The organism is Nocardioides kongjuensis (genome assembly GCF_013409625.1).
GTDB lineage: Bacteria > Actinomycetota > Actinomycetes > Propionibacteriales > Nocardioidaceae > Nocardioides > Nocardioides kongjuensis.
Window position 1 is genome coordinate 3,815,344 of sequence record NZ_JACCBF010000001.1, and the last position, 22,848, is coordinate 3,838,191.

The window sequence follows — 22,848 nt, forward strand, 5'->3', positions numbered from 1 at the left end:
TCGAGGTCGCTCATACCAGGCCCCGGCCGGGCCCATCGGCAACCTACGCCCGCGCGGCGTACCGGGCATCGCCCATCGGGGGGATGAGCGGGGATGGGTAAGTTGGGGGCATGAGCGAGAACGCCTCCGGGAGCGAAGAGCAGATCGTCGTCATCGGTCCGGACGGGCAGCCGATCGGCACCGTCCCGGCGTCCGCGGTCGAGCAGGCCGAGGCGGCCGGCGGCCGTGACGACGACGGTGAGGACGGCGACGGCGAGCGCGCCCTCACCGACCTGGTCGAGCAGCCCGCGAAGGTGATGCGGATCGGCAGCATGATCCGCCAGCTGCTCGAGGAGGTGAAGGCGGCCCCGCTCGACGAGGCGAGCCGCAGCCGCCTCGCGGCCATCCACCGCTCGTCGATCGCCGAGCTCGAGCAGGGCCTGGCCCCCGAGCTGGTCGAGGAGCTCGAGCGGCTCTCCCTGCCGTTCTCCGAGGACGCCACCCCGTCCGAGGCGGAGCTGCGGATCGCCCAGGCCCAGCTGGTCGGCTGGCTCGAGGGCCTCTTCCACGGCATCCAGACCGCGATCTACGCCCAGCAGATGGCCGCCCGCGCGCAGTTCGAGCAGATCCGGCGGGCGCTGCCGCCGGGCATGAGCCTGGGCGGTGCGGCCGCCCCCGGTGGTCACCCGGCCGAGCAGCCCGCTCCCGAGCAGGCCGACGGCGGACAGTCCTCGTCCGGCGGGATGTACCTGTAGGGATCAGGCGCGGGGTCGGCGGCCCAGGCGCGAGACGAGCAGCAGCCCGAGCAGGCCGATCAGGCTGATCGCGCCGCCCGAGGCGAGCACCCGGCTGATCTGGGGCGGGTCGCCGAGCGGGTCGGCGGGCGGGTGGAAGCTCACCGGCTCCGGCGTCGGCTCCGGGGCGGGCGGAGGCTCGACGGAGGCGAGGTACTGCTTGAGCATCGCCGCGACCTTCGGGGTCAGGCCCTTGGGCAGCAGCACCGCGCCGCCGCAGGGGTCGGCGACGATGCCGTCGACGGTGTCCTTGGTGAAGAAGAGGTACGACGTCCCCTGGGTCACCCCGGGCTGCGCGCCCACCGGCCAGTCGATGGTGACCGCGGCCTGCTGGCCCTTGGGCACGTCGCCCAGCCAGGAGCGCTCGACGGTGACGCCGTAGCCGACCCGGCCGGAGCCGGTCACCGGTGCGGCCGCGTCGACCCGGCCGACGAACACGTCGTCGGCCGCGGCGGCACGCTGGTCGACGGCCGCCTCGTTGGTGATGTCGATGGGAGCGCAGTCGGCGGGGAGCCCGCCGGACGCGCCCTCGGCACTCCCGACGGCAGCACCCGGGAGCGCGACGAGCGCCACCGGCACCGCGAGCAGGGCAGCGCGGAGCAGACGGGGGGACCTCACAGGCCCATCCCACCAGATCCGGCGACCGGGAACCAGCGGCCGATCTCGACGGCGGCCCCGTCGTCGTCGACGGAGTCGGTGACCGCGTCGGCGTTCTCCTTGACCTCGTCGACCGACTGGCCCATGGCCACGCCGCGGCCGGCCCACCGCAGCATCTCGATGTCGTTGCGTCCGTCGCCGATGGCGAGCACGTCGGTGCGGTCGATGCCGAGCTGCTGGGCGACGTACTCGAGGCCGGAGGCCTTGGAGATCCCGACCGGCGCCAGGTCGAGCCACGCGGTCCAGCCGACGACGTAGTCGGTGCCGTGGAGGCCGAGGTTGGCGGCCAGCGCGACGAAGTCCTCCGCGGTCGCCTTCGGGTCGCGGATGATCACGCGGCTGACGGGCTGGGCGACCATGTCGTCGACGTCGGCGATGATCGTCGTACCGCCGAGCTCGCCGTCGGGGAACGGGCCGGACACGCGGTAGCCGACCCCGCGCTCCTCGACCGCGACCAGCGCCTCGGGGTGCTGGGCGAGGACGGCGGCGACAGCGGGGCGGGCGTCGAAGGTCACCTCGTGGACGACCTCGGCGGGCGGGTAGCGCAGCACCACGGCGCCGTTGGCGGCGACGATCCAGAGCCGCTCGCCGTGGCCGTGCAGGTCGAGCTTGTCGGCGACGACGGTCATGTTGTGGGGGGCGCGGCCCGAGGACAGCACGACGTGCGCGCCGGAGTCGAGGACCCGCTGGACGGCGTCGTGCACCGCCGGGGTGACCTCCTCGTGGCTCATGCCGAGCCCCGCCACCCACTTGAGCAGGGTGCCGTCGATGTCGAGCGCGACGAGGCGGGGCTGCCAGTCGCTCACCGGGGTCCCCGCGAGGTCGTGCTCCGGGGGAGCGAAGCGGGGGAGGCGTGGAGCTTCGTGGGGTGGTTCATCGTGCGACGGGCTCCAGGACCTCGAGTCCGCCCATGAACGGCTGCAGCGCCTTCGGGACCCGGACCGATCCGTCGGCCTGCTGGTGGGTCTCGAGGACGGCGACGATCGCGCGCGTGATCGCGGTCAGGGTGCCGTTGAGGGTGGCGATCGGAGCGGTCCTCTCACCGAACCGGCCGCGGGTGTCGAGGCGGCGGGTCTGGAAGTCGGTGCAGTTGGAGGTCGAGGTGAGCTCGCGGTACTTGCCCTGGGTGGGGATCCACGCCTCGCAGTCGAACTTCCGGATCGCGCTGCCGCCGAGGTCGCCGGCCGCGATGTCGACGACCTGGTAGGCGAGCTCGAGCTTGTCGAGGAACTCCTTCTCCCACGCGAGCAGGCGCTGGTGCTCGGCCTCGGCGTCCTCGAGCGTGGTGTAGACGAACATCTCCACCTTGTCGAACCAGTGGACCCGGATGATGCCCTTGGTGTCCTTGCCGTGCGAGCCGGCCTCCTTGCGGAAGCACGGGCTGAAGCTGGCGTAACGACGGGGCAGGCTGTCGGCGTCCAGGATCTCCTTGGAGTGGTACGCCGCCATCGGCACCTCCGAGGTGCCGACGAGGTAGAGGTCCTCGCCCTCGATGCGGTAGATGTCCTCGCCGCCGCCCTGGTCGAGGTAGCCGGTGCCCTCCATCGCCTCGGTGCGCACCAGCGACGGCGCGATCACCTGCGTGAAGCCGGCGTTGCGGGCCTGCTCCATCGCGAGGTTGACCAGCGCCAGCTCCAGCTGGGCGCCCACCCCGGTGAGGAAGTAGAAGCGGCTGCCGCTGACCTTGGCCCCGCGCTCGAGGTCGATCGCGCCGAGCATCCGGCCGAGCTCGATGTGGTCGCGCGGCTCGAACCCCTCCGCCGCGAAGTCGCGAGGCGTGCCGACGGTCTCGAGGACCACGAAGTCGTCCTCGCCTCCGGTCGGGGTCTGCTCCGAGACGACGTTGGGGATCGCCTTGAGGGCGGTGGTCCACGCCTCGTCGGCCTCGGCCTGCGCGGCCTCGAGGTCCTTGACCTCGGCGGCCAGCTGCTTGACCTGCGCGAGCAGCGCCTGCTTCTCCTCGCCCTGCGCCTGCGCGACCTGCTTGCCGAAGGTCTTCTGCGCGGCGCGCTTCTCCTCGAACGCGGCGATCGCGGCCCGTCGTACGGCGTCGGCCTCGAGCGCCCGGTCGACCACGTCGGGAGACGCCCCGCGCTTGGCCTGCGAGGCGCGGATGCAGTCGGGCTCGTCGCGGAGGATGCGCGGGTCGATCATGAGGTGAGGTTATCCGCCGACCCCGGCTGCCCGCGCATCGGTTTCGCCCCGAGCTCGTCGAGTAGCCGCCGGAGCGAGGGACGAGCGGAGGCGGCGTATCGAGACGCCAACCGCGTCTCGATACGTCCACGCCCTCGTCCCTCGGGCGTGGACTACTCGACGATCTCTCGTCAGTACGGCGCGATGGGGTCGGGGGCGGGGAAGAGCGCGTCGAGCTCGGCGAGGTCCTCGGCGGTGGGCGACCACTGGTCCGCCCGCGCGTTGGCGGCGACCTGCTCGGGCGAGGTGGCACCGGCGATCACCGACGCGACCGGGTCCTGCGCGAGGAGCCAGCCGATGGCGACGGTGACCTCGGAGATCCCGCGCTCCCGGGCGAAGTCGGAGTAGGCCTTGAGCGTCGGGGACACGGCGTCCTCGAGCAGGTGCTGGCGGGTGTGCGAGAGGCGGGATCCCTCGGGGGCGTTGCCGGAGGCGTACTTGCCGGTGAGCAGGCCGTTGGCGAGCGGGAAGTACGGCAGCACGCCGATGCCGAACGCACGGGACGCGGGCAGCACCTCGAGCTCGGCCCGGCGGTCGGTGAGGTTGTAGTGGTTCTGGGCGGAGACGAACCGCTCGACGCCGAGCTCGCGGGCGACGTACTCGGCCTGCGCGATCTGCCAGCCGGCCCGGTTGGAGTGGCCGAGGTAGCGCACCTTGCCCTCGCGGACCAGGTCGTCGAGGGCGGACATCGTCTCCTCGATCGGGGTGCGCGGGTCGGGGGTGTGGAACTGGTAGAGGTCGATCCAGTCGGTGCCGAGGCGGCGCAGGGACGCCTCGACGGCGGTGCGGACGTAGCGGCGCGAGCCGCGGGCGCCGAAGTCGGGGCCGTTGGCGCCGCGCATGTCCATGCCGAACTTCGTGGCGACGACCACGTCGGCGCGGCGCGAGCCCAGCGCTGCCCCGAGCCGCTCCTCGGACAGGCCCGGCGTGGCGCCGTAGGTGTCGGCGACGTCGAAGAAGGTGATCCCCGCGTCGAGTGCGGCGCCGATCACGCGGTCGGTGCCCTCCTGGGACTCCGTGGCAGCGCCGGGGCGGCCGAGGTTGTTGCAGCCGAGGCCGACGCGGGACACGACGAGGCCCGAGCGGCCGAGGGTCACGGAAGAGGGGGCGGTCATGACTCGACGTTATCCTCCACGGGTGGTCACCTCCGGAAGGTGTTCGGAGGCGGCCCGTGCTCCGGGTGCGTGCATGGCAAGGCGGCGGAGCGAAGTCCTACCTTGTCGTCCAACGAGCGACGCCAACGCCGCCAGGTGCGTGCCCGGGGTGCGGGGCGCCCGAAGACCTTCCGGAGATGACCACCAGTGCTCGACCGCCCCCGCCGGACCCCTCTCCTGGCCTCGCTGATCCTGCTCGCCCTGTTCGCGGGGGTGGCCGGAGCCGTCGCCGCCGACTGGTCGTGGGTGGTGGAGCTCGACAGCCACGGGGAGTCCGCGCGCAACTGGGCCGGCGACCAGGGCTGGCTGGAGCACCCGCTGCGGATCGTCGAGATCGTCTTCGGGACGGCCTGCATGACCGCGATCACCACGGTGCTGGGCGTCGCCCTGTTCGTGAAGGGGCACCGGCGGGCCGGGATCCTGGTCGCGGCCGTGATGGCGGCCACCGCGCTGGCGACGTACGGCGCCAAGGTGCTCGTCGGGCGCGGCCGACCCGTGTGGCAGGACCCCGAGTACTTCCTGCACTCCAACGCCTTCCCGTCGGGCCACACCTCCTCGGCGGCCGCGTTCGCCGGCCTGGTCGTGCTCCTCGCCGTGATGCTCGTACGACGACCGGGCATCCGCCGCCTGCTCTCCACCCTCGCGGTCCTGGTGTGGGCGCTGGTCGCCGCGGACCGGATCCTGCTCGGGCGGCACTACCCGAGCGACGTGGTCGGCGGCACCCTGCTCGGCATCGGCGTGCTGCTGCTCGGGGTGGCGCTCTACAACCCGCTCCCCCGCAGCCACGCCCTCAAGGCCGAGCCGCTGCCCGAGCCGTTCCCCTCGGCCCGCAAGCTGGCGGTCGTGCTGAACCCGATCAAGGTCGAGTCGGTCGAGCAGTTCCAGACCCTGGTGACCCAGATGGCGCTCGAGTCGGGGTGGAACGAGCCGCGCTGGTACCTCACCACCGTCGAGGACTCCGGCACCGGCCAGGCCGAGCAGGCCGCGGTCGAGGGCGCCGACCTGGTCATCGTCTGCGGCGGCGACGGCACCGTGCGCGAGGTGTGCGCCGAGCTCGCCGGCACCGGCATCCCGGTGGGCGTCGTCCCCGCGGGCACCGGCAACCTGCTCGCCCGCAACCTGGAGATCCCGCTCTTCATCCGCGCCGCCATCGACATCGCGCTCACCGGCCAGGACCGGGCCATCGACATGGTCGAGGTCGACGGCGACGGCATCGAGCGCACCCACTTCATGGTGATGGCCGGCATGGGCTTCGACGCCGCGATCATGGAGGGCGTCAACGAGGACCTCAAGAAGAAGGTCGGCTGGCTCGCCTACGTCCTGTCCGGCCTGAAGGGCCTGATGTTCCCGGCGATGAAGCTGGAGATCTCGGTCGACGACATGCCGTTCACCAAGCACCGCGCCCGGACCTGCGTGATCGGCAACGTCGGCAGCCTGCAGGGCGGGATGAACCTGCTCCCTGACGCTGCGATCGACGACGGCCTGCTCGACGTCGTGCTGCTCTACCCGCGCCGCTTCCTCAGCTGGATCCCGCTGGTCCTGCGCGTGCTGACCCGCCGCGAGCACAACGCGGGCGAGTCGGTCGCGCGGATGACCGGGCGCAAGGTCGTCGTACGCGCGGCCGGCGAGGTCCCGCGCCAGCTCGACGGCGACACGATCGGACTGGGCTCGGAGCTGCGGATGGAGTGCATCCACGGCCGGGTGCTGGTGCGGGTGCCGCGCGGCTGACCGGAGTCAGCTGCGGGCCAGCCGCGCGTGCGCGACGGCCTCGGCCTCCTCGGGCGAGAGCTCCTGCTCGCTGCTCCAGCCGGCGACCGACTTGGCGTAGGTGCGGGCCTCGTTGCGCCCGCGGATCGAGGTGAGGACGACCCCGTCGCCCGCGTCGTCCAGCAGCGCGAGCGACCACGACAGCCGCCCGCCCATCTCGTCGAAGGCGTCGTAGCGGACCACGGCCAGGTGGCGCAGCGCCCCGACCGCCTCGGCCCGCAGCGCGGCGACCTCGCGACGCAGCCCGGCGGCGTCGGCGGGGAGGTCGTCGGCGTGCGTCGTACGGCCGGGTCGTCCGTTGCGGAGCGCCACGGCGAGGGCGGCGACGGCCACGAGGAGGGCGAGGAGAGCGAGGACGACGGCCATGGGGCGACCGTAGTCGGCGAGACTGCGCGGCTGGGGCACACGCGCCGCCACTACCCTTGCCGCATGGTCCGTATCGCGTACCAGGGGGAACCCGGCGCCAACTCGCACATCGTGTGCAAGCAGCACTACCCGGACGCCGAGGCCGTCGCGTGCGCCTCCTTCGAGGACGTCTTCGCGGCCGTGGCCAGCGGCGACTGCGACCTCGCCCTGATCCCGATCGACAACTCGATCGCCGGCCGGGTCGCGGACATCCACCACTTCCTGCCCGACTCGGGGCTGCACATCATCGCCGAGCACTTCCTGCGCATCCAGTTCCACCTGATGGTGGTGCCGGGCGCGTCCGCCGAGACGCTGCGGACCGTGCACAGCCACGTCCACGCGCTGGGCCAGTGCCGCAAGGTGATCCGCGAGCTCGGGCTGACCCCGCTCATCTCCGGCGACACCGCCGGCGCGGCCCGCGAGATCGCCGAGGCCGGCGACCCGACCCAGGCCGCCATCGCCCCGCCGCTCGCCGCGGAGATCTACGGGCTCGAGATCCTTCGCAGGGACGTCGAGGACGAGGACCACAACACGACCCGGTTCGTGCTGCTCTCCCCCGAGTACGTCATGGCCCCGCAGGGCAACGGCCCGGTCGTCACCAGCTTCGTGTTCAACGTCCGCAACCTGCCCTCGGCGCTCTACAAGGCGCTGGGCGGGTTCGCGACCAACGGCATCAACATGACCAAGCTCGAGAGCTACATGGTCGGCGGCGAGTTCGCGGCCACCCAGTTCCTCGCCGAGGTCGACGGGCACCCCGACGACCCCGGGCTCAAGCGGGCCCTGGAGGAGCTGACCTTCTTCACCACCGACATCAAGGTGCTCGGGGTCTACCCGGCCGACCCGTTCCGCGGCTGAACCTGCGCCCGACCGGGTAGCGGCCCGTCGTACGCCGGGATAACGCAAGTGTCCCGGACACGTTGTGACAGGTGTCTCCCCCACCGGCGTCGGGCGCACTAGGGTCGGCGGTGACAGTCGGGGAGAGAGAAGGTGAGCCCGGCGCGCTGCGTCGGGCACAGCGAAAGGGTCAGCATGGCAACGTTCTTCGAGCACTTCTCGCCCCAGGAGATCGCGCGGATCAGCGCGACCGGACGGCGGGTGAAGCTCCCCGAGGGCTGGTCGCCGATCTGGGAGGACACCCCGGCCGACAAGGCGTACGTCATCCTCGAGGGCACCGTCTCCGTGCGCCGCGACGGCACCGAGATCGCCCAGCTCGGCGCCGGTGACATCGTCGGCGAGGCCGCGATCGTCGGCCAGAAGCTGCGCAACGCCACCGTCGTGGCGCTCACGCCGCTCGACACGATCCACCTCACCGACGACACCCTGCGCGAGCTCGACGCCGAGTGGCCCGCGTTCCACCAGGCCCTCGTCGACGTCGCGCAGTCGCGCCTCGGCGACGCCTGAGCTCCTGACCGTCCGTCGATGAGCACGCCCGACGACCCCGCCGGCGACGGCGGGGTCGTTGCCGCGCTCGAGGAGCACCTCCTCGGCGAGACACCGTGGCTGACCCAGGAGGAGGTCGCCGAGCGGGCCGGCGTACCCCTGGCGACGGCCAACGAGCTGTGGCACCTGCTGGGCTTCGCCCACGTCCCCGACGACGAGGCGGCGTTCACGACCGCCGACGTCCGGGCGCTGCAGCTGACCAACGACCTGATCCGGCTCGGGATCCTCAGCCAGGAGCGTCAGGACGGCCTGGTCCGCACCTGGGGGCGCAGCTTCGCCCGTCTCGCCGACTGGCAGGTCGCCCTGCTGGCCTCGGTCGCGGGCGAGCTCGGCGCCGACCCGACCGAGGGACTGCTCGCGATCTCCGACGAGGCGCTGCCGCGGGTCGAGGAGCTGCAGAGCTACGTGTGGCGACGCCACCTGCTCAGCGCCAGCGCCCGGCTGCTGGCCGAGCAGACCTCCGGCCCGACCGCGTCGCTCGCCGTGTGCTTCGTCGACATCGTCGGCTACACCTCTCGCTCGCGCACGCTCAGCGACCGCGAGCTGGTGTCCTGGCTGGAGTCCTTCGAGTCCACCGTGCTGGGACTGACCGTCGACCGCGGCGGCCGGATCATCAAGAACATCGGCGACGAGCTCCTCATCGTCGCCGACTCCCCCGAGGCGATGGCCGACCTCGCGCTGGAGCTGACCCGTCGTGGCGCCGACCCCGAGGACCCGTTCCCCGCCGTCCGGGCCGGCATCGCGTACGGCGAGGTGGTCACCCGCCTCGGCGACGTGTTCGGTCCGGTGGTCAACATCGCGGCCCGGCTCACCTCCGTGGCCCGGCCGAGCTCGGTGCTCGTCGACCTCGGTGCCTACGAGGCGCTGACCGGACGTGAGGACGACGAGTCCGACGAGCACACCGGCACCTACCGCTTCCGTCGGTTGCGGCGGGTGTCGGTGAAGGGGTACTCGCGGCTCAAGGTCTGGGCGCTGCAGGAATCGCCTCTCCAGAGGTGAAACGTGCGCTTGCCGACCGTTGCAACGGTCGGCAAGCGCGGGAATCGCCGCTGAAGAGGCGATTCCCGCAACCAGGTCAGCGGATGGTGACCTGGCGGTTCGCGAGTCCGTTGCGGGCCGAGCGCTGCTCGGTGGTCAGCTCGCTCGTGTCGGCGAGGGCCGCGTCGAGCTTGGCCTTGAACGCGGCGGCGGCCTCCTCGAGCGGCTCGGGGCCGGTGCCGACGGGCAGGTCCCAGACCGGGGCGAGCAGTCCGTGGGCGCGGAACATGCCGACGAAGCGGGCGTCGGGGACGATCACGTCGTCGCCGGAGACGTGCAGCCGGGCGAGCGCGTCGAGGAGGGCGTCCTCGGGCTCGGGCATCACCCAGCGCAGGTGCTCCTTGGCACCCATCCGGGTCCAGTACGCCGCCGTGACGCCGGCCAGCCGCGCGGTCGGTGCGGCCGCACCCTGGGCCTGCTCGAGCGCCTGGGCGAGCTCGGAGCTGGCGTCCATGTCGGAGACCCAGTAGTCGAAGCCCTCGTGCACCTCGACGGCGAGGTCGTCGCCGGCGACGAGGTCCTGGAGGCGGGGGCCGGGTCCCGGGGGCGCGGTCAGCCCGACCATGCCGGCGCCGGGCTCGGCGGCCAGCGCCTCGAGCAGCACGGCGCCGAGGTCGCGGGCCGGGTCGCCGAAGTTGTGCTGGACCTGCAGGCCGAGCCAGACCTCGCCGCTGTCGCGGACCAGCGCGGGCGCCGCCATCGGGAGCAGGGTGCACAGCCGGACCACGCGGTCGGCGTACTCGCCCTCGAGGGTCAGCGGCGCGGTCGCGGCGGGCACCAGCTCACGCAGCGCGACGATGTCGCACTCGGAGGGCAGGCCCTCGAACGGTCGCTTGACGAAGACCTGGCCGCCGCCGGGCGCACCGTGGCACGCCTTGTAGCGCTTGCCGGAGCCGCAGGGGCAGGGCTGCCGGGGGCCGACCTCGCCCGCGGGTGTCTCGGCAGCGGTCTTCGTGCGGTTCTTCTTCGCCATGCGCGGAAACCTACTCGGCAGGGCCGAGACGCTGCTCCAGCAGGTCGAGCATCAACCGCGGCCGGTCGGTGATCACGGCCTTCACCCCGAGGTCGAGGCAGCGGTCGAGGTCCTTCTCCTTGTTGACCGTCCACACGTGGACGTCGCGCCCGGAGCGGGCGATCGACTCGCCGACCCGCGGGTGGTCGCGCAGCATCTTGATGCCGGGCCCAACGATCCAGTCGCGGCCGATCACCCGGCGCAGCATCGGCCAGTAGTTCGGCTTGTCGAGCAGCTGGACCAGCTGGATCTCCGGCGCCAGCCGCTCGACGCGCTGCAGCGCGGTGAACGAGAAGCTCATCACCCGCACCGGCGCACCGGCCTGGTCCCAGCCGAAGTCGCGGAGCATCTCGACCAGGCGCTTCTCGACCAGACCGCCGTACCGCGTCGGGTGCTTGGTCTCGATCGCCACCTCGACCCGGCGGTCGTAGTCGGCGACGGTCTCGAGCAGCTTGCGCAAGGTGAGCACGCCGCGCAGGTCCTGGTCCTCGTCGGGCGCCTCGTCATCGAGGTCGGCCCAAGGGTTCTTCCAGGCCGCGAAGTCGAGCTCGGAGAGGTCCGCGAGCTCCATCGTCGACACGATGCCCTTGTTGGCGGCGGTACGACGCAGGTCGCGGTCGTGGACGCAGACGAGGTGACCGTCGGCGGTGAGCCGGACGTCGCACTCCAGTCCGCCGGCGCCGGTGTCGAGCGCCTCGAGATAGGCGCCCAGGGTGTGCTCGGCGAGCTCGTGACTGGCGCCGCGATGGGCGACCACCTGGGGACGTACGGTGGGCACGGGAAGATTGTGGCAGGTGCGGGGGTCCGGGGGTCTCAGGGTCGGATCCGGGTCGGACCGGGGTCGTTCCCCGATGTGTGGCGGAGCCGGGCGAGGCACCGTTGAGGCATGAGCAACTACGACAGCTACTCCAGCCCCCAGAACCCCGTCGCGCCCCGCCGGCTGACCCGCCGCGAGCACGACAAGATGATCGCCGGCGTCTGCTCCGGCGTCGCCGCGCACCTCGATGTCGACGTCACGGTCGTACGGCTGCTGATGGTCGCCGCGACCGTGTTCAGCGGCGGCGCCGCGCTGCTGGTCTATCTCGCCGGCTGGTGGCTGATGCCGCGCGGCTGACACCCTGACCCCGTGACCTCCGCCGACCTCGTCTCCCGGCTCCGCGCCGCGGGCTGCGTGTTCGCCGAGGAGGAGGCGGAGGTGCTGACGTCCTCGGCGAGCACCCCCGCGCAGCTCGAGGAGATGGTCGCCCGCCGCGTCGCCGGCGACCCGCTCGAGCACGTCGTGGGCTGGGTCGCCTTCGACGGCGGCCGGGTGGCGGTGGAGCCGGGCGTGTTCGTCCCGCGCCAGCGCACGGCGTACCTCGTCGAGCTGGCGGCCCCCCTGCTGAGGACCGGCGACACCGTGCTCGACCTGTGCTGCGGCAGCGGGGCCCTCGGGCTCGCGCTGGCCCGCCGGGTCCCGGGGATCACGGTGCACGCGTCCGACATCGACCCGGTGGCCGTGGCCTGTGCCGCCCGCAACCTCGCCCCGGTCGGAGGATCCGCCGTCGTCGGCGACCTGGCCGCGTCGCTCTCCCCGTCGCTGCAGGGCACTGCAGCGGTGGTCGTCGCCAACGTCCCCTACGTGCCGAGCGCCGCCGTGGCGCTGATGCCGCCCGAGTCGCGCGACCACGAGCCGCGCGGCACCGTCGACGGCGGCGACGACGGGCTCGACCTGCTCCGCAGGGTGGCGTCCCTCGCCCCGACCTGGCTGCGGCCGGGCGGAGTGCTGTTCTGCGAGGTCTCGCTCGACCAGGCACCGGCCGCCACGGCCGCGTTCGCGGACGCCGGGCTGGTGGCCCGGGTGCACCGCGACGAGGCGCGCGAGACGACCGCCGTCAGCGGACGCCGGGCAGGCTGAGCTCCTCGCCCTCCCACCGGCGCCGCAGCCAGCGGTCGTGCGAGGCGACGACCACGGCTCCCGGGCTGGCGCCGATCGCCTCCTCGAGCTCGGTGACGAGCGCGAGCGAGAGGTGGTTGGTGGGCTCGTCGAGCAGCAGCAGGTCCGGCTCGGTCGCGACCGCGATCGCCAGGGAGAGCCGGCGCCGCTGGCCCACCGACAGCAGCACGACCGGCTTGGCGTGCTCGCGCGGGTGGAGCAGGCCCAGGCTCCGCAACGGCCGTCGTACGGCGAGCTCCGGGCCGACCGCCTGCTCGTAGGTCGCCTGCGCGCTGGCCGTGAGGTCCGGGAACAGCGGGTCCTGGGTGAGCTCGGCGACCCGCTGGGCGCCGACCTGCACCACACCGCTCGTCGGCGCGACCCGCCCCGACACGACGCCCAGCAGGGTCGACTTGCCGGTGCCGTTGGCGCCGGTCACCAGCAGGTGGGCGCCACTGTCGAGGTCCAGGACCGGAAGCCGCAGCCGCCCGTCGACGACGAGGTCGCGGACGGTCACCGCCCGGCCCGTGCTCGGGGCGGACACGGTCAGGCCGGTCGAGAGCCGCAACGGAGCAGGCGGCTTGCGAACCTGGTTGCGCTCGGCCTCCTCGAGGCGCCGCTCGGCGTCGCGCTTGCGGCGGGCGAGCGCACGGTCGACGTTGGCGCCCTTGAACGCGTGGATGAACTTGTCGTTGTCCCGCGGCCCACGGCCCGGCGCCACCGCGCTCTTGTCGATCCGCGCCGCCTCGCGCAGCCGCTCGAGCTCCTCCTGCTGGGCCGCGAAGGTCTCCTCCCACCGGCGTCGGGCGGCAGCGCGGGCCTCGGCGTACGCCGTCCAGCCGCCGCCGTACCGCCGCCCACCGCGGCCGTCGGTGCCCATTCCCACCGGGTCGAGGTCGACCAGGTCCGTGCAGACCTCGTCGAGCAGCACCCGGTCGTGGCTCGTGAGCACCACGACGCCGGGCAGGTCGCGCAGGAACGCCACCAGCAGCGCGACCGCCTCGTCGTCGAGGTGATTGGTCGGCTCGTCGAGCAGCAGGCACTGCGGACGGCGGGTCATCAGCGTCGCCAGCGCGAGCCGGGTCCGCTGCCCGCCGGACAGGCTGCCGACCCGCCGGTCCGGCGCGAGGTGGTCGAGACCGAGCTGCTCGGCGGCCAGCAGCGCCCGCCGGTCGGCGTCCCAGGCGTCGTGGGCGAGGGCGAGGTCGAGCGCGGCGGCGTACTCGTCCGCGACGGCGGGGTCGTCGAGCCGGTCGGCCAGGGTCTCGACCTTCGCGACGGCCTCGCGCAACGGCCGCAGCGCTGTTGCGAGCACGTCGGCCACCGTGTCCGCGTCCGCGAACGGCGGCTCCTGCGTGAGGAACGCCAGGTCGGCGGGGCGCTCGATGGTGCCGGTGACCTGCGCCGTGGCCGGCAGGTCGCCGGTGACCGCCCGCAACAGCGTCGACTTGCCCGCCCCGTTCTCCCCGATCAGGCCGATCCGGCGGCCCGGCTGGGCGAGCAGGTCGATCCCGTCGAGGACGGTACGACGGCCGAAGGCGACCGTGAGGTCACGGACGACGAGCGGGGCGAGGGAGGCGGTGGTGGGTGCTGACATGGCTGATCCGATCGGCGACGGGGTCGGACTCGCCGGGCACTGGTCGAGGGACTCAGGGACGGCCGCGGGCGCGAGTCGTGGTCAGGCGAGGATCAGCATGATGGGTCGAGCCTACGGGGCGGGTGGGTGCGGGCGCGACTCATTTAGGCGCGCGGTCGGCGCTCGGCCCGGAGCTCAGATCCCCCCGAGGATCCGGGCCCGGGTGGCGTCGTACTCCTCCCGGCTGACGAGGTCCCGCCTCAGCAGGTCGTCGAGCTCGGCCAGGCGCTCGGCGGGGGTCTTCTCGGCGGGCGTGGGCGGCAGCACCGCGGCGCTGGGGGCGCCCGGCAGGACAGGGCTGATCGGCCCCGCGGAGTCCCAGTCGATCTCCCACTCCCTCGACTCGGGGTCGACGAGGACGGGCAGGTCGCCGGTGTAGAGCAGCGGCATCCGGAAGTCGGAGATGACCGTGCGGCTCTCGACCTCGAAGGGCGCGACGTCGTCGCCGTGGATCCGCAGCCGCAGCTTGAGCAGCGGCTGGTCGTTGATCCGGACGTTCGTGGGGTCGAAGGAGAGCACCTGGGCGCGGGCGGGGCGGCCGTTGCTGCGCAAGCGGTACAGCTTCTTCGCGGAGCGGTAGCGACCGCGGCCGACGAGGACGCCGATGACCAGGTCGAGGACCGTGATGCCGATGCCCGTCGGCAGCAGCCAGCCGCTGCCGGGCTCCTCGCCCCCGATGGCGAGGCCCATGACCAGGAAGATCGGGCCGACGACCCCGCACAGGAGCAGGAACAGGACGGGCGGCAGGTAGCTGCCGATCACGGAGGGCGGCCGCGGCGCGTCCCGAGGTGCGGGAGTCATGGCCGACAGCGTAGGGCTCCGGCGCGGCGGCGTCCCTCGTACGTCACCGCGTCGCTCCAGGTCGCGCGGCGAGCTGGCGGGGCAGGGTGGGGGGTGGGGCGGGCGTGCCGCTGTAACACGTGGTTCGCTGCTCTACCCGCCCCGAGACCACCCCGAAGCCACCCTGTACGGGTCTGCCACAGGTGACACGCGGCTCGAAGAGCGGCGAACCACGTGTTACAGCGCCTGTGGGCGAGGAGCGCAGCGGCGTCGTACGTCCGGGCTCAGGCCTGGGTGCGGAGGTAGCGACCGAAATGGGGCACCGTGAACGCGATCCGGCCCCGTTCGCCGGAGTAGATCAGGCCCTTCTTGAGCAGCGCGTCCCGCGCCGGCGAGAGCGACTGCGGCTTCTTGCCGAGGACCGACGCGACGTCGGCGGTGGCGACCGAGCCGACCGGGTCATCCACACCGTCGTCGGAGGCGGCGACCGCGGCGTCGGCCATCGCGCGCAGGTAGTCGCGCTCGGCCGGGGTGGCTCGCTCGTAGCGGGATCCGAAGAAGCCGACGGCGAGCTCGGTCTCGGCCTCGGGGCCGGCGACGGCGACGTCGTCGGCGGTGATCGGGGTGCGCGGGGCCAGGTCCCACACGGAGCGGCCGTAGGCCTGGATGAAGTAGGGGTAGCCGCGCGTGGCGTCGTACATCGCGGCGAGCGCCTCGGGCGTGAACTCGGCGTCCTCCTCGGCGGCGGGCGCGACGAGGGCGCGGTCGGCGGCGTCGCGGGAGAGCCGGTCGATGCGCTGGTAGGAGAAGAGCCGCTCGGAGTACGACTTGCTCGCCGACAGCACCGCCGGGAGGTGGGGCAGGCCGGCGCCGACGACGATCACGGGCAGGCCGTTCTGGCTCAGCTCGTGGCAGGCGGCGCACAGCGCGGACACGTCGTCGGCGCCGAGGTCCTGCATCTCGTCGATGAACACCGCGACGCCCTTGCCGACGTCGGCGGCGAGGCCGCCCACGTCGGTGAGCAGCTCGACCAGGTCGATCTCGACGTCCCCGGAGTCGGCGCGACCACGGACCACGGGTGCGTCGATGCCGGGCGACCACTTGTCGCGCAGCTTGGCGTCGGTGCCGGCCTCGCGCTGGGCGAAGGAGCGGATGACGCCGAGGACATGGGTGATGCCGTCGGCCGAGGCGGGCTCCCCCGAGACCGGGCCGAGCTCGCGGACCGCCTGGTGCAGCGCCGAGGACAGCGGCCGGCGCAGCGACTGGTCGGGCCGTGCCTCCAGCTTGCCGGTCCCCCAGCCCTTGCGTACGGCGGCCGAGCGGAGCGCGTTGAGCAGCACCGTCTTGCCGACACCACGCAGGCCGGTCAGCACCAGGGAGCGCTCCGGGCGGCCGCGCGCGACCCGCTCGAGGACGACGTCGAAGGCCGTCAGCTGCTCGTCGCGACCGGCGAGCTCGGGCGGGCGCTGCCCGGCGCCGGGGGCGTACGGGTTGCGGATCGGGTCCATGATCCGACGCTATCGAGGTGTCTAGCGGGTTCCCTAGATTCGGCTAGCGTGTCGGATCGCCGGCTGGTCAGGCACCGGTGGCGGGCAGCGCCCCGGACGGCGCGCCGGCCGTGGCGGGCGCGACGGCGCCGTCGGGGACGGTGATCGACGTGATCACCGGCTGCACCTCGCTCTCGCCGAGCACACCCGCCGGCACCTCCGGCTGGACCGGTACGACGACCGCCGGGTCCACGCCCTCGTCGATCGGCAGCACGCAGTCGGGCGTGGCCGGCTGGCCGGGGACCACGATGTAGTCCTCCACCCAGGCGGGGTGGTCGACGACGTCGTGCGCGGCCTCGACGACCACCTCGACGGCGGATCCCGGCAGCTCGCTCCAGCCGCCCCCGGCAGGCGGAGCCACCGAGGTCTCGGCGGTGGTCTCCACGACCGGCGCACCGGGTCGGGTGGCGCCCGTGGCGGTGAAGCCGGCGCCGGGCGCGGTGCCGTCGGGCACCCAGACGCGCTCCTCCTCGGCTGCCGAGATCTCGGACGTGGCACCCTCGACCCAGCCGGTCCCGGCGGGCTGCTCGCCGACCGGGAGGTCCCGCTCCTCGGTGCTCGACGAGGCGACCCGCGTGCGGCCCGTCGGGGTCGAGCCGGCGGGCGGCGTGGTGCCGTCGGCGACCCAGGCGGTCTCGACGTGGGACTGCTCGGGCGCGGCAGGGACGGCCTCGTGGTCGACGACCCAGACGTCCTCGGTGACGGCGGGCTTCACGACGACCTCGCGGGTCTGGCCGGTCGGGGACCAGCCCTTGCCGTTGTCACCGGCGTTCCAGCCCTCGCGCTCCCAGCGGGTGTTGCCGTTCTGCTGCTGGACGTACTCCCACTCGACGGCCGTCTGCGCGGGGGTCACGACCCGGGTCTCGGTGTGGCCCTGCTCCGGCGACCCGGGCGAGGCCGCCTTGTCGACGACGGTCCAGGCGTGCTCGCGCTCGACGAGGTCGGTGGTGCGGGTCCAGTGCACGAGGACCACGGCCGCGGCGGTCTCCCGGGCGTACTCCCGCTCGAGCGTCACCGTGGTCCGCTGCCAGCGCCACGCGGTGCCGGTGACGGCCGGGACGGTGTGCCCGGTCGCCGGGTGCTCGATGGTCCCCCACTGGGCCGGGACCTCGGGCTGTCCGCAGCCCCGCTGGTCGCCCGGTCGGGCCGGGGTCCCGGGGGTCGCGGCTGCCGTGGGGAGCAGCCCGGAACCGGCGCCGACGACCGCCACGAGGGCGAGCGAACCAAGGGTGAGGTGCCTGCTGTGCATGGGAGGGCCCTTCTGGAACGGGGTTGGAGGGGGCTCCCGAGCACCGCCGATGACCGGACAACACCCCGGCCCCGAGGGGGTGACGGCACCGGGCCGGAAACAGGACGAAGTCCCAGATCGCCTGGTCAGGTCGGATCCACGTCCTAGGCTGGGCGCGTGCCCGAGCTGCCCGAGGTGGAAGCCCTGGCCCTCGACCTGCGGGGCCGGCTGGAGGGACGCGCCATCACCCGCGTCCACGTCGCGGCGTTCAGCGCCCTCAAGACCTACGACCCGCCGCTGTCGGCGATCGAGGGCACCCTCGTCGACGACGTACGACGCCACGGCAAGTTCCTCGACATCGAGGCCAGCGGCCTGCACCTCGTGCTCCACCTCGCCCGGGCGGGCTGGGTGCGCTGGAAGGACGAGGTGCCCGCACTGCCGCCGCGCCCCAGCACCAAGTCCACGCTGGCGGTGCGGGTCGTCCTCGACGAGCGCGACGGCCAGACGCCGGGTCTCGACATCACCGAGGCCGGCACGAAGAAGTCGCTGGCCCTCTACCTCGTGCGCGACCCGCTCGACGTCCCCGGCATCGCCAGTCTGGGCCCGGACCCGCTGACCGACGACTTCACCCCCGAGCGCCTCGCCGCCATCCTCGCCGAGGCCGGGCGCAAGCAGCTCAAGGGCGTGCTGCGCCACCAGGGCACCATCGCGGGGATCGGCAACGCCTACTCCGACGAGATCCTGCACGCCGCCCGGATGTCGCCGTTCAAGCCGGCCGACAGCCTGTCCGAGGACGAGCTGGCGATCCTGTACGCCGCCGTCCGCGACACCCTCGGCGACGCCGTCGAGCGCTCCCGCGGGCTCGCGGCCAGCGAGCTCAAGGCCGAGAAGAAGTCGCACCTCGCGGTGCACGGCCAGACGGGCAAGCCGTGCCCGGTGTGCGGGGACATCGTGCGCGAGGTGTCCTTCGCCGACTCGAGCCTGCAGTACTGCCCGACCTGCCAGACCGGCGGCAAGCCCCTCGCCGACCGCCGGATGAGCAAGCTGCTCAAGTAGCCCCGAGGAAGGCCGATCGGGGATCCATGGCCACGTCGCCGCCCCCTGCCCGCGCGGCTCGCCGCGCCGTGCTGACCGGCGCCGCCGCCGGCGTGGGTGCGGTGCTGGCCCGGCCCGGCGCCGCCCTCGCCGCCCCGGACGTGCGCGGCTACCCGGCCACTCCCGTCCCGGACGCGGCGACCTGGCACGGCATCCGTCGGTTCACGGCCGGGTACACGCCCGCGCTGCGCGCCCAGGTCGCCGAGGCCGGCGGCTTCGACGCCTGGTTCGCCCGCCAGCTCGACGGCTCGTACGACGACGCGTGGTACGAGACGACCTCCCGCTGGTGGTTCTCCGTCAACGCCGACGCCGCCACCGTGTGGCAGCGCGACCGCGCCGACGTCGAGTCGCTGTGGTGGGCCGACGCCAACTACCAGAGCTGGGCGATGGTCCGGCGCTTCGGCTCGCAGCGCCAGGTGCTGGAGGCGATGGCCGAGCTGTGGGAGCACCACCTGCACGTCACGGCGCAGGGCGCGGTCGGACCGTTCCGCACGCCCTACGGCAAGGAGATCCGCAAGCACGCCCTCGGCAGGTTCTCCGACCTGCTCGAGGCGGCGATCACGCACCCGGCGATGAGCGTCTACCTGGGCAACGCGAACTCGACGAAGTCCGCCCCCAACGAGAACCTCGGCAGGGAGCTGCTCGAGCTGCACACCGTCGGCGTCGGGCAGTACGACGAGACCGACGTCAAGAACTCCGCGCGGCTGCTGACCGGGTTCAAGGTGGGCATCTGGACGACCTGGGCCACGTCCTACGACCCGAACGCGCACTGGACCGGGCCGGTGCGGGTGATGGGGTTCAGCCACCCCAACAGCGACCCCGACGGGCGCGCCGCCCTGTCGGCGTACCTGCGCTACCTCGCTCGGCACCCCGCGACCGCCCGCCGTGTCGCGCGCAAGCTCGCCGTCCGGTTCGTCTCCGACACGCCCTCCGACGCACTGGTCGACGACCTGGCCGCGGTGTACGCCGACCACGACACCGACATCTCCGCCGTCCTGCTGGCGCTGGTCGCGTCCGCGGAGTTCAAGGCGGCCGCCGACGCCAAGGTGCGCACCCCACCCGAGGACGTGGTCGCGACCTACCGCGCGCTCGGGGTGGAGCTGACCGGCAGACCGACCGGCCTGGGCGACGAGACGGCGGCCAACACCATGCTGTGGCAGGCGCAGCGGATCGGGGCGAAGCCGTTCGACTGGCCGCGCCCCGACGGGCGCCCCGACACGGCTGCGGCCTGGTCGTCGACGTCGCGCTTCCTCGCCTCGCTGGACATCCACTCCACGATGAGCGGCGGCTGGTGGCCCGAGCAGGGAGCGCGCTACCGCGAGCCGGTCGACTGGCTGCCGAGCGCGCCGAGCGGCGCCGCGACGGCCTCCGCCGACCCGGCGGTCCCGGCCGCCGGCGAGGCGCCGCTCGTCGTCGCTCGCCCGAAGAAGGACAAGAAGAAGAAGAAAAAGAAGAAGAAGCGGAAGCCTCCCGCCCCACCGCCCGCCACCCCGCAGGCGCCGGACCCGGTCCTGCCGGAGCCGCCGGCCGAGCCGCAGCCGCCGACCACACCGGTCGCGAGCATCCGCTTCGACGAGCTCGTCGACCACCTGTGCCGCACCATGCTCGGCCAGCCGGTCGCGCCGACCATGCTGCAGGCGGCCTGCGAGGCGGCCGGGTGCGCGCCGACCGACGTGATCACCTCGCAGCACCGGATCGTCGCCTGGGAGATGCCGCGCCTGCTCACCGTCCTGCTCGACTCACCCCTGCACATGACCCGGTGAGGTGCCGATGACGTCCTCGTGCTGTGACGAGTTCGCCGCCCTGGCCGGCGGCCTGACCCGGCGTGGCCTGTTCCGCGGCCTGGCGGGCGCGACGGCAGCGGTGACGACCACCACCGCGATCGGCGGGGCGTTCATGTCGACGTCGTACGCCGCCACGCCGAGCGCCCCTGCGGTGCTCGTCGTGCTGTCGATGCGCGGTGCCGTCGACGGGATGAGCCTGGTGGTCCCCCACGCCGACCCGGTCTACTACGCGGCGCGACCGCGGATCGCCGTGCCGTCGAGCAAGCTGCTGGCCAAGGACGCCTTCTTCGGCCTCCACCCCGACCTCGCGCCGCTGCTGCCGTGGTGGAACGCCGGCTCGATGGCCGCCGTCCACGCGACCGGGCTCCCGGCGCCGAACCGCTCGCACTTCGCGGCCATCGAGGCCGTCGAGGACGCCGACCCGGGCTCTGCGGCGCGGATCGGGTGGCTGAACCGGCTGATCGGCCGGGACTCGGTCGACGACCCGCTGCAGGCCGTCCAGCTCGGCGACTCCGTGCTGCCCGCCTCGCTGCTGGGACCCGAGCCCGCGGTGGCCGTCGACCGGGTCGAGTCGATGGTGCTCGCCGGTGCGGACCGCTGGGACACCCACGGCCGGCGCCCGCAGTCGATGTCGACCATGTGGGCAGACGCCGCCGGCCCGCTCGGCGTGGGCGCCCGGTCGGCGATGAAGGCGATCGCCGACTTCGCTCCGGTCCGCGCCTCCTCCCCGACGCCCGCCAACGGCGCGGTCTATCCCGACGGCGACCTCGGCGCGAGCCTGGCCTCGGCGGCGCGCATCATCCGGGGCGACATCGGGGCCGAGGTGATCACCATCGACACCGGCAGCTGGGACCACCACGTCGACCTCGGCACGCTCGAGTGGGGCCAGATGCAGCGGATGACCAAGGAGCTGGCCGGCGCGCTCGCCGCCTTCCTGACCGACCTCGGGCCACTGACCTCGAAGGTGAGCGTCGTGACGCTCTCGGAGTTCGGGCGTCGTACCAGGGAGAACGCGAACTACGGCCTCGACCACGGCTACGGGAACGTGATGCTCCTGCTCGGCGCGGGCGTCGTGGGCGGCTACCACGGGCGGTGGCCGGGCCTGGTCAACGACGTCGACGGCGACCTGCTGGTCACCACCGACTACCGCAGCGTGCTCTCCGAGGTGGTCGTCGGCCGGCTGGGCGCGTCGTCGGCGCAGGTGTTCCCCGGCTTCCAGCCGGAGAGCGTCGGCGTCATCGCGCCAGCCAGTCCCTGACCTCGGCGTCGTGCTGGCCCAGGGTCGGCGGCGCGACGTGCCGCTCCCGGCCGATCCGCTCGCCGCCGAGCGTCTCGAGCCGCAGGCTCGGGCCGGGCAGCTCGATCTCCCCGAGGGTGGGGTGGTCGACGCTGATCACGAGACCCTGGCTGCGGGTCTGGTCCCACTCGTAGACCTCGTCGACCGTGCGGATCGAGCCGGCCGGGATCCCCGCCGCCGCGAACCGCTCCAGCCAGGCTGCCCGCGGCTGCGTGGTGAGCCGGTCCTCGATCACCTTGACCAGGTCGGCGTGGTTGCCGATCCGGTCGCTGTTGCGGGCGAAGCGCTCGTCCGCGGCATCGAGGTCGAGCACGCCGGCGAAGGTGGCCCACTGGGTCTGCGAGCCGACGGCGATCTGCACGAAGCCGTCCGAGCAGCGGAAGGCGCCGTACGGAGCGATCTGCGGGTGGTGGTTGCCGGTGGGCAGAGCGACCTCGCGGGCGACGGTCCACTTGGTGCCCTGGAAGGCGTGGGCGCCGATGACGCTGGCGAGCAGCGAGGTGCGGACGACGGTGCCGCGGCCGGTCCGCTCGCGGGCGGCCAGGGCGCTGGCCACGCCGATGGCGCCGTTGAGCCCGGCGAGGATGTCGCCGATCGGCACGCCGACCCGGGTCGGGTGCTCCGCGTCGGGGCCGGTCATGCTCATCAGCCCGGTCTCGCCCTGCGCGATCTGGTCGTAGCCGGGACGCGAGCCCTCCGGGCCGTCGTGCCCGAAGCCGGTGATCGAGAGCACGACCAGGCGCGAGTTGAGCTCCTCGAGCACCGACTGCGAGAGGCCGAGCCGGTCGAGGACGCCGGGCCGGTAGTTCTCGACGAGCACGTCGGCGCGGGTGAGGAGCTCCTTGAGCACGGCGAGGTCGCCTGCGTCCTTGAGGTCGAGCTGGACCGACTCCTTGTTGCGGTTGGCCGCCAGGAAGTACGTCGACTCGCGCTGGTCCTGCGGCCCGACGAACGGCGGCCCCCAGCCGCGGGTGTCGTCGCCGCCGCGGGGCGGCTCGACCTTGATCACCCGGGCACCGAGGTCGGCGAGCACCATCGTGGCGTGCGGGCCGGCGAGGGCGCGGGACAGGTCGATGACCAGGGTGCCGGTGAGGGGCCCGTCCAGCGGGGCGGTCGGGGCGGTCACG

At 73.4% G+C, this 22,848-nt stretch carries 22 protein-coding genes; 10 read left to right on the forward strand and 12 right to left on the reverse strand.

Annotated elements, in window-relative coordinates; all coding sequences use genetic code 11:
• Positions 1-110 precede the first annotated feature (110 nt).
• Positions 111-734, forward strand: coding sequence for a bacterial proteasome activator family protein (locus BJ958_RS18325; RefSeq protein ID WP_179728327.1), 624 nt, complete (start codon positions 111-113; stop codon positions 732-734).
• 3 nt (positions 735-737) lie between these two features.
• Here the strand turns inward: BJ958_RS18325 and BJ958_RS18330 are convergent, their stop codons facing one another.
• The 4 genes from BJ958_RS18330 to BJ958_RS18345 all read right to left on the reverse strand — a co-directional run bounded on the left by BJ958_RS18330 (position 738) and on the right by BJ958_RS18345 (position 4,738).
• Positions 738-1,391: a hypothetical protein gene (locus BJ958_RS18330; protein ID WP_179728328.1), complete on the reverse strand. Its 654-nt coding sequence runs from the start codon at positions 1,389-1,391 to the stop codon at positions 738-740.
• The gene (locus BJ958_RS18335; protein WP_179728329.1) at positions 1,388-2,236 is read right to left on the reverse strand and encodes an HAD-IIB family hydrolase; all 849 of its coding nucleotides are present in this window, start codon (positions 2,234-2,236) and stop codon (positions 1,388-1,390) included. The genes BJ958_RS18330 and BJ958_RS18335 overlap by 4 nt, the downstream gene beginning before the upstream one ends.
• A 67-nt stretch (positions 2,237-2,303) precedes the next feature.
• A complete protein-coding gene (serS, locus tag BJ958_RS18340) occupies positions 2,304-3,584 on the reverse strand; it encodes a serine--tRNA ligase (protein WP_179728330.1) in 1,281 nt (426 codons plus the stop codon).
• Between the two features lie 170 nt (positions 3,585-3,754).
• Positions 3,755-4,738, reverse strand: a complete 984-nt coding sequence (locus tag BJ958_RS18345) for an aldo/keto reductase (RefSeq protein WP_179728331.1) — start codon at positions 4,736-4,738, stop codon at positions 3,755-3,757.
• A 186-nt stretch (positions 4,739-4,924) separates the two neighbouring features.
• Between BJ958_RS18345 and BJ958_RS18350 the strand changes: the two genes are divergently transcribed.
• Entirely contained in the window at positions 4,925-6,505 is a 1,581-nt protein-coding gene (locus BJ958_RS18350) for a YegS/Rv2252/BmrU family lipid kinase (RefSeq protein WP_179728332.1), read from the forward strand.
• A gap of 6 nt (positions 6,506-6,511) precedes the next feature.
• Here BJ958_RS18350 and BJ958_RS18355 read toward each other — a convergent pair whose 3' ends face one another.
• On the reverse strand, positions 6,512-6,910 hold the full coding sequence (locus BJ958_RS18355; RefSeq protein WP_179728333.1) for a DUF4446 family protein: 399 nt from the start codon (positions 6,908-6,910) through the stop codon (positions 6,512-6,514).
• A gap of 63 nt (positions 6,911-6,973) precedes the next feature.
• Here BJ958_RS18355 and BJ958_RS18360 point away from each other — a divergent pair, with 63 nt between their 5' ends.
• The 3 genes from BJ958_RS18360 (at position 6,974) to BJ958_RS18370 (ending at position 9,388) form a co-directional block, all read left to right on the forward strand.
• The gene (locus tag BJ958_RS18360; protein WP_179728334.1) at positions 6,974-7,804 is read left to right on the forward strand and encodes a prephenate dehydratase; all 831 of its coding nucleotides are present in this window, start codon (positions 6,974-6,976) and stop codon (positions 7,802-7,804) included.
• 174 nt (positions 7,805-7,978) lie between these two features.
• The gene (locus BJ958_RS18365) at positions 7,979-8,350 is read left to right on the forward strand and encodes a Crp/Fnr family transcriptional regulator (RefSeq protein WP_179728335.1); all 372 of its coding nucleotides are present in this window, start codon (positions 7,979-7,981) and stop codon (positions 8,348-8,350) included.
• An 18-nt stretch (positions 8,351-8,368) separates the two neighbouring features.
• Entirely contained in the window at positions 8,369-9,388 is a 1,020-nt protein-coding gene (locus BJ958_RS18370; RefSeq protein WP_179728336.1) for an adenylate/guanylate cyclase domain-containing protein, read from the forward strand.
• Positions 9,389-9,464: 76 nt separating this feature from the next.
• Here the strand turns inward: BJ958_RS18370 and BJ958_RS18375 are convergent, their stop codons facing one another.
• Both BJ958_RS18375 and BJ958_RS18380 read right to left on the reverse strand, forming a co-directional pair.
• Complete coding sequence (locus BJ958_RS18375) at positions 9,465-10,400, reverse strand: DUF5926 family protein (protein ID WP_179728337.1); 936 nt, start codon at positions 10,398-10,400, stop codon at positions 9,465-9,467.
• 10 nt (positions 10,401-10,410) lie between these two features.
• The gene (locus BJ958_RS18380; RefSeq protein WP_179728338.1) at positions 10,411-11,217 is read right to left on the reverse strand and encodes a glycerophosphodiester phosphodiesterase family protein; all 807 of its coding nucleotides are present in this window, start codon (positions 11,215-11,217) and stop codon (positions 10,411-10,413) included.
• A 108-nt stretch (positions 11,218-11,325) separates the two neighbouring features.
• Here BJ958_RS18380 and BJ958_RS18385 point away from each other — a divergent pair, with 108 nt between their 5' ends.
• Together BJ958_RS18385 and BJ958_RS18390 are read left to right on the forward strand one after the other, a co-directional pair.
• Positions 11,326-11,553 (forward strand): PspC domain-containing protein, encoded by a 228-nt coding sequence (locus BJ958_RS18385; RefSeq protein ID WP_179728339.1) that lies wholly within the window; start codon positions 11,326-11,328, stop codon positions 11,551-11,553.
• A 12-nt stretch (positions 11,554-11,565) separates the two neighbouring features.
• Positions 11,566-12,336 carry a putative protein N(5)-glutamine methyltransferase gene (locus BJ958_RS18390; RefSeq protein WP_179728340.1) on the forward strand — a complete coding sequence of 257 codons (771 nt, stop codon included), beginning with the start codon at positions 11,566-11,568 and terminating at the stop codon, positions 12,334-12,336.
• Here BJ958_RS18390 and BJ958_RS18395 read toward each other — a convergent pair.
• The 4 genes from BJ958_RS18395 to BJ958_RS18410 form a co-directional block, all read right to left on the reverse strand.
• The gene (locus BJ958_RS18395) at positions 12,314-13,951 is read right to left on the reverse strand and encodes an ABC-F family ATP-binding cassette domain-containing protein (RefSeq protein WP_179728341.1); all 1,638 of its coding nucleotides are present in this window, start codon (positions 13,949-13,951) and stop codon (positions 12,314-12,316) included. The genes BJ958_RS18390 and BJ958_RS18395 overlap by 23 nt on opposite strands.
• Before the next feature lie 174 nt (positions 13,952-14,125).
• Positions 14,126-14,791 (reverse strand): SHOCT domain-containing protein, encoded by a 666-nt coding sequence (locus BJ958_RS18400; protein ID WP_179728342.1) that lies wholly within the window; start codon positions 14,789-14,791, stop codon positions 14,126-14,128.
• 263 nt (positions 14,792-15,054) lie between these two features.
• Positions 15,055-16,278 carry an ATP-binding protein gene (locus BJ958_RS18405; protein ID WP_179728343.1) on the reverse strand — a complete coding sequence of 408 codons (1,224 nt, stop codon included), beginning with the start codon at positions 16,276-16,278 and terminating at the stop codon, positions 15,055-15,057.
• 67 nt (positions 16,279-16,345) lie between these two features.
• Positions 16,346-17,566 carry a hypothetical protein gene (locus BJ958_RS18410; protein ID WP_179728344.1) on the reverse strand — a complete coding sequence of 407 codons (1,221 nt, stop codon included), beginning with the start codon at positions 17,564-17,566 and terminating at the stop codon, positions 16,346-16,348.
• Between the two features lie 156 nt (positions 17,567-17,722).
• On the opposite strand from BJ958_RS18410, the gene BJ958_RS18415 reads away from it, so the two are divergent.
• From BJ958_RS18415 to BJ958_RS18425, 3 genes are read left to right on the forward strand one after another with little or no spacing between them, the layout of a single operon-like run.
• Positions 17,723-18,601 carry an Fpg/Nei family DNA glycosylase gene (locus BJ958_RS18415; protein ID WP_179728345.1) on the forward strand — a complete coding sequence of 293 codons (879 nt, stop codon included), beginning with the start codon at positions 17,723-17,725 and terminating at the stop codon, positions 18,599-18,601.
• A gap of 26 nt (positions 18,602-18,627) precedes the next feature.
• Positions 18,628-20,403, forward strand: coding sequence for a DUF1800 domain-containing protein (locus BJ958_RS18420; RefSeq protein ID WP_179728346.1), 1,776 nt, complete (start codon positions 18,628-18,630; stop codon positions 20,401-20,403).
• 7 nt (positions 20,404-20,410) lie between these two features.
• A complete protein-coding gene (locus BJ958_RS18425) occupies positions 20,411-21,682 on the forward strand; it encodes a DUF1501 domain-containing protein (protein ID WP_179728347.1) in 1,272 nt (423 codons plus the stop codon).
• Here BJ958_RS18425 and BJ958_RS18430 read toward each other — a convergent pair.
• Positions 21,660-22,847: a CaiB/BaiF CoA transferase family protein gene (locus BJ958_RS18430; protein WP_343052728.1), complete on the reverse strand. Its 1,188-nt coding sequence runs from the start codon at positions 22,845-22,847 to the stop codon at positions 21,660-21,662. The genes BJ958_RS18425 and BJ958_RS18430 overlap by 23 nt on opposite strands.
• Between the last annotated feature and the right edge of the window lies 1 nt (position 22,848).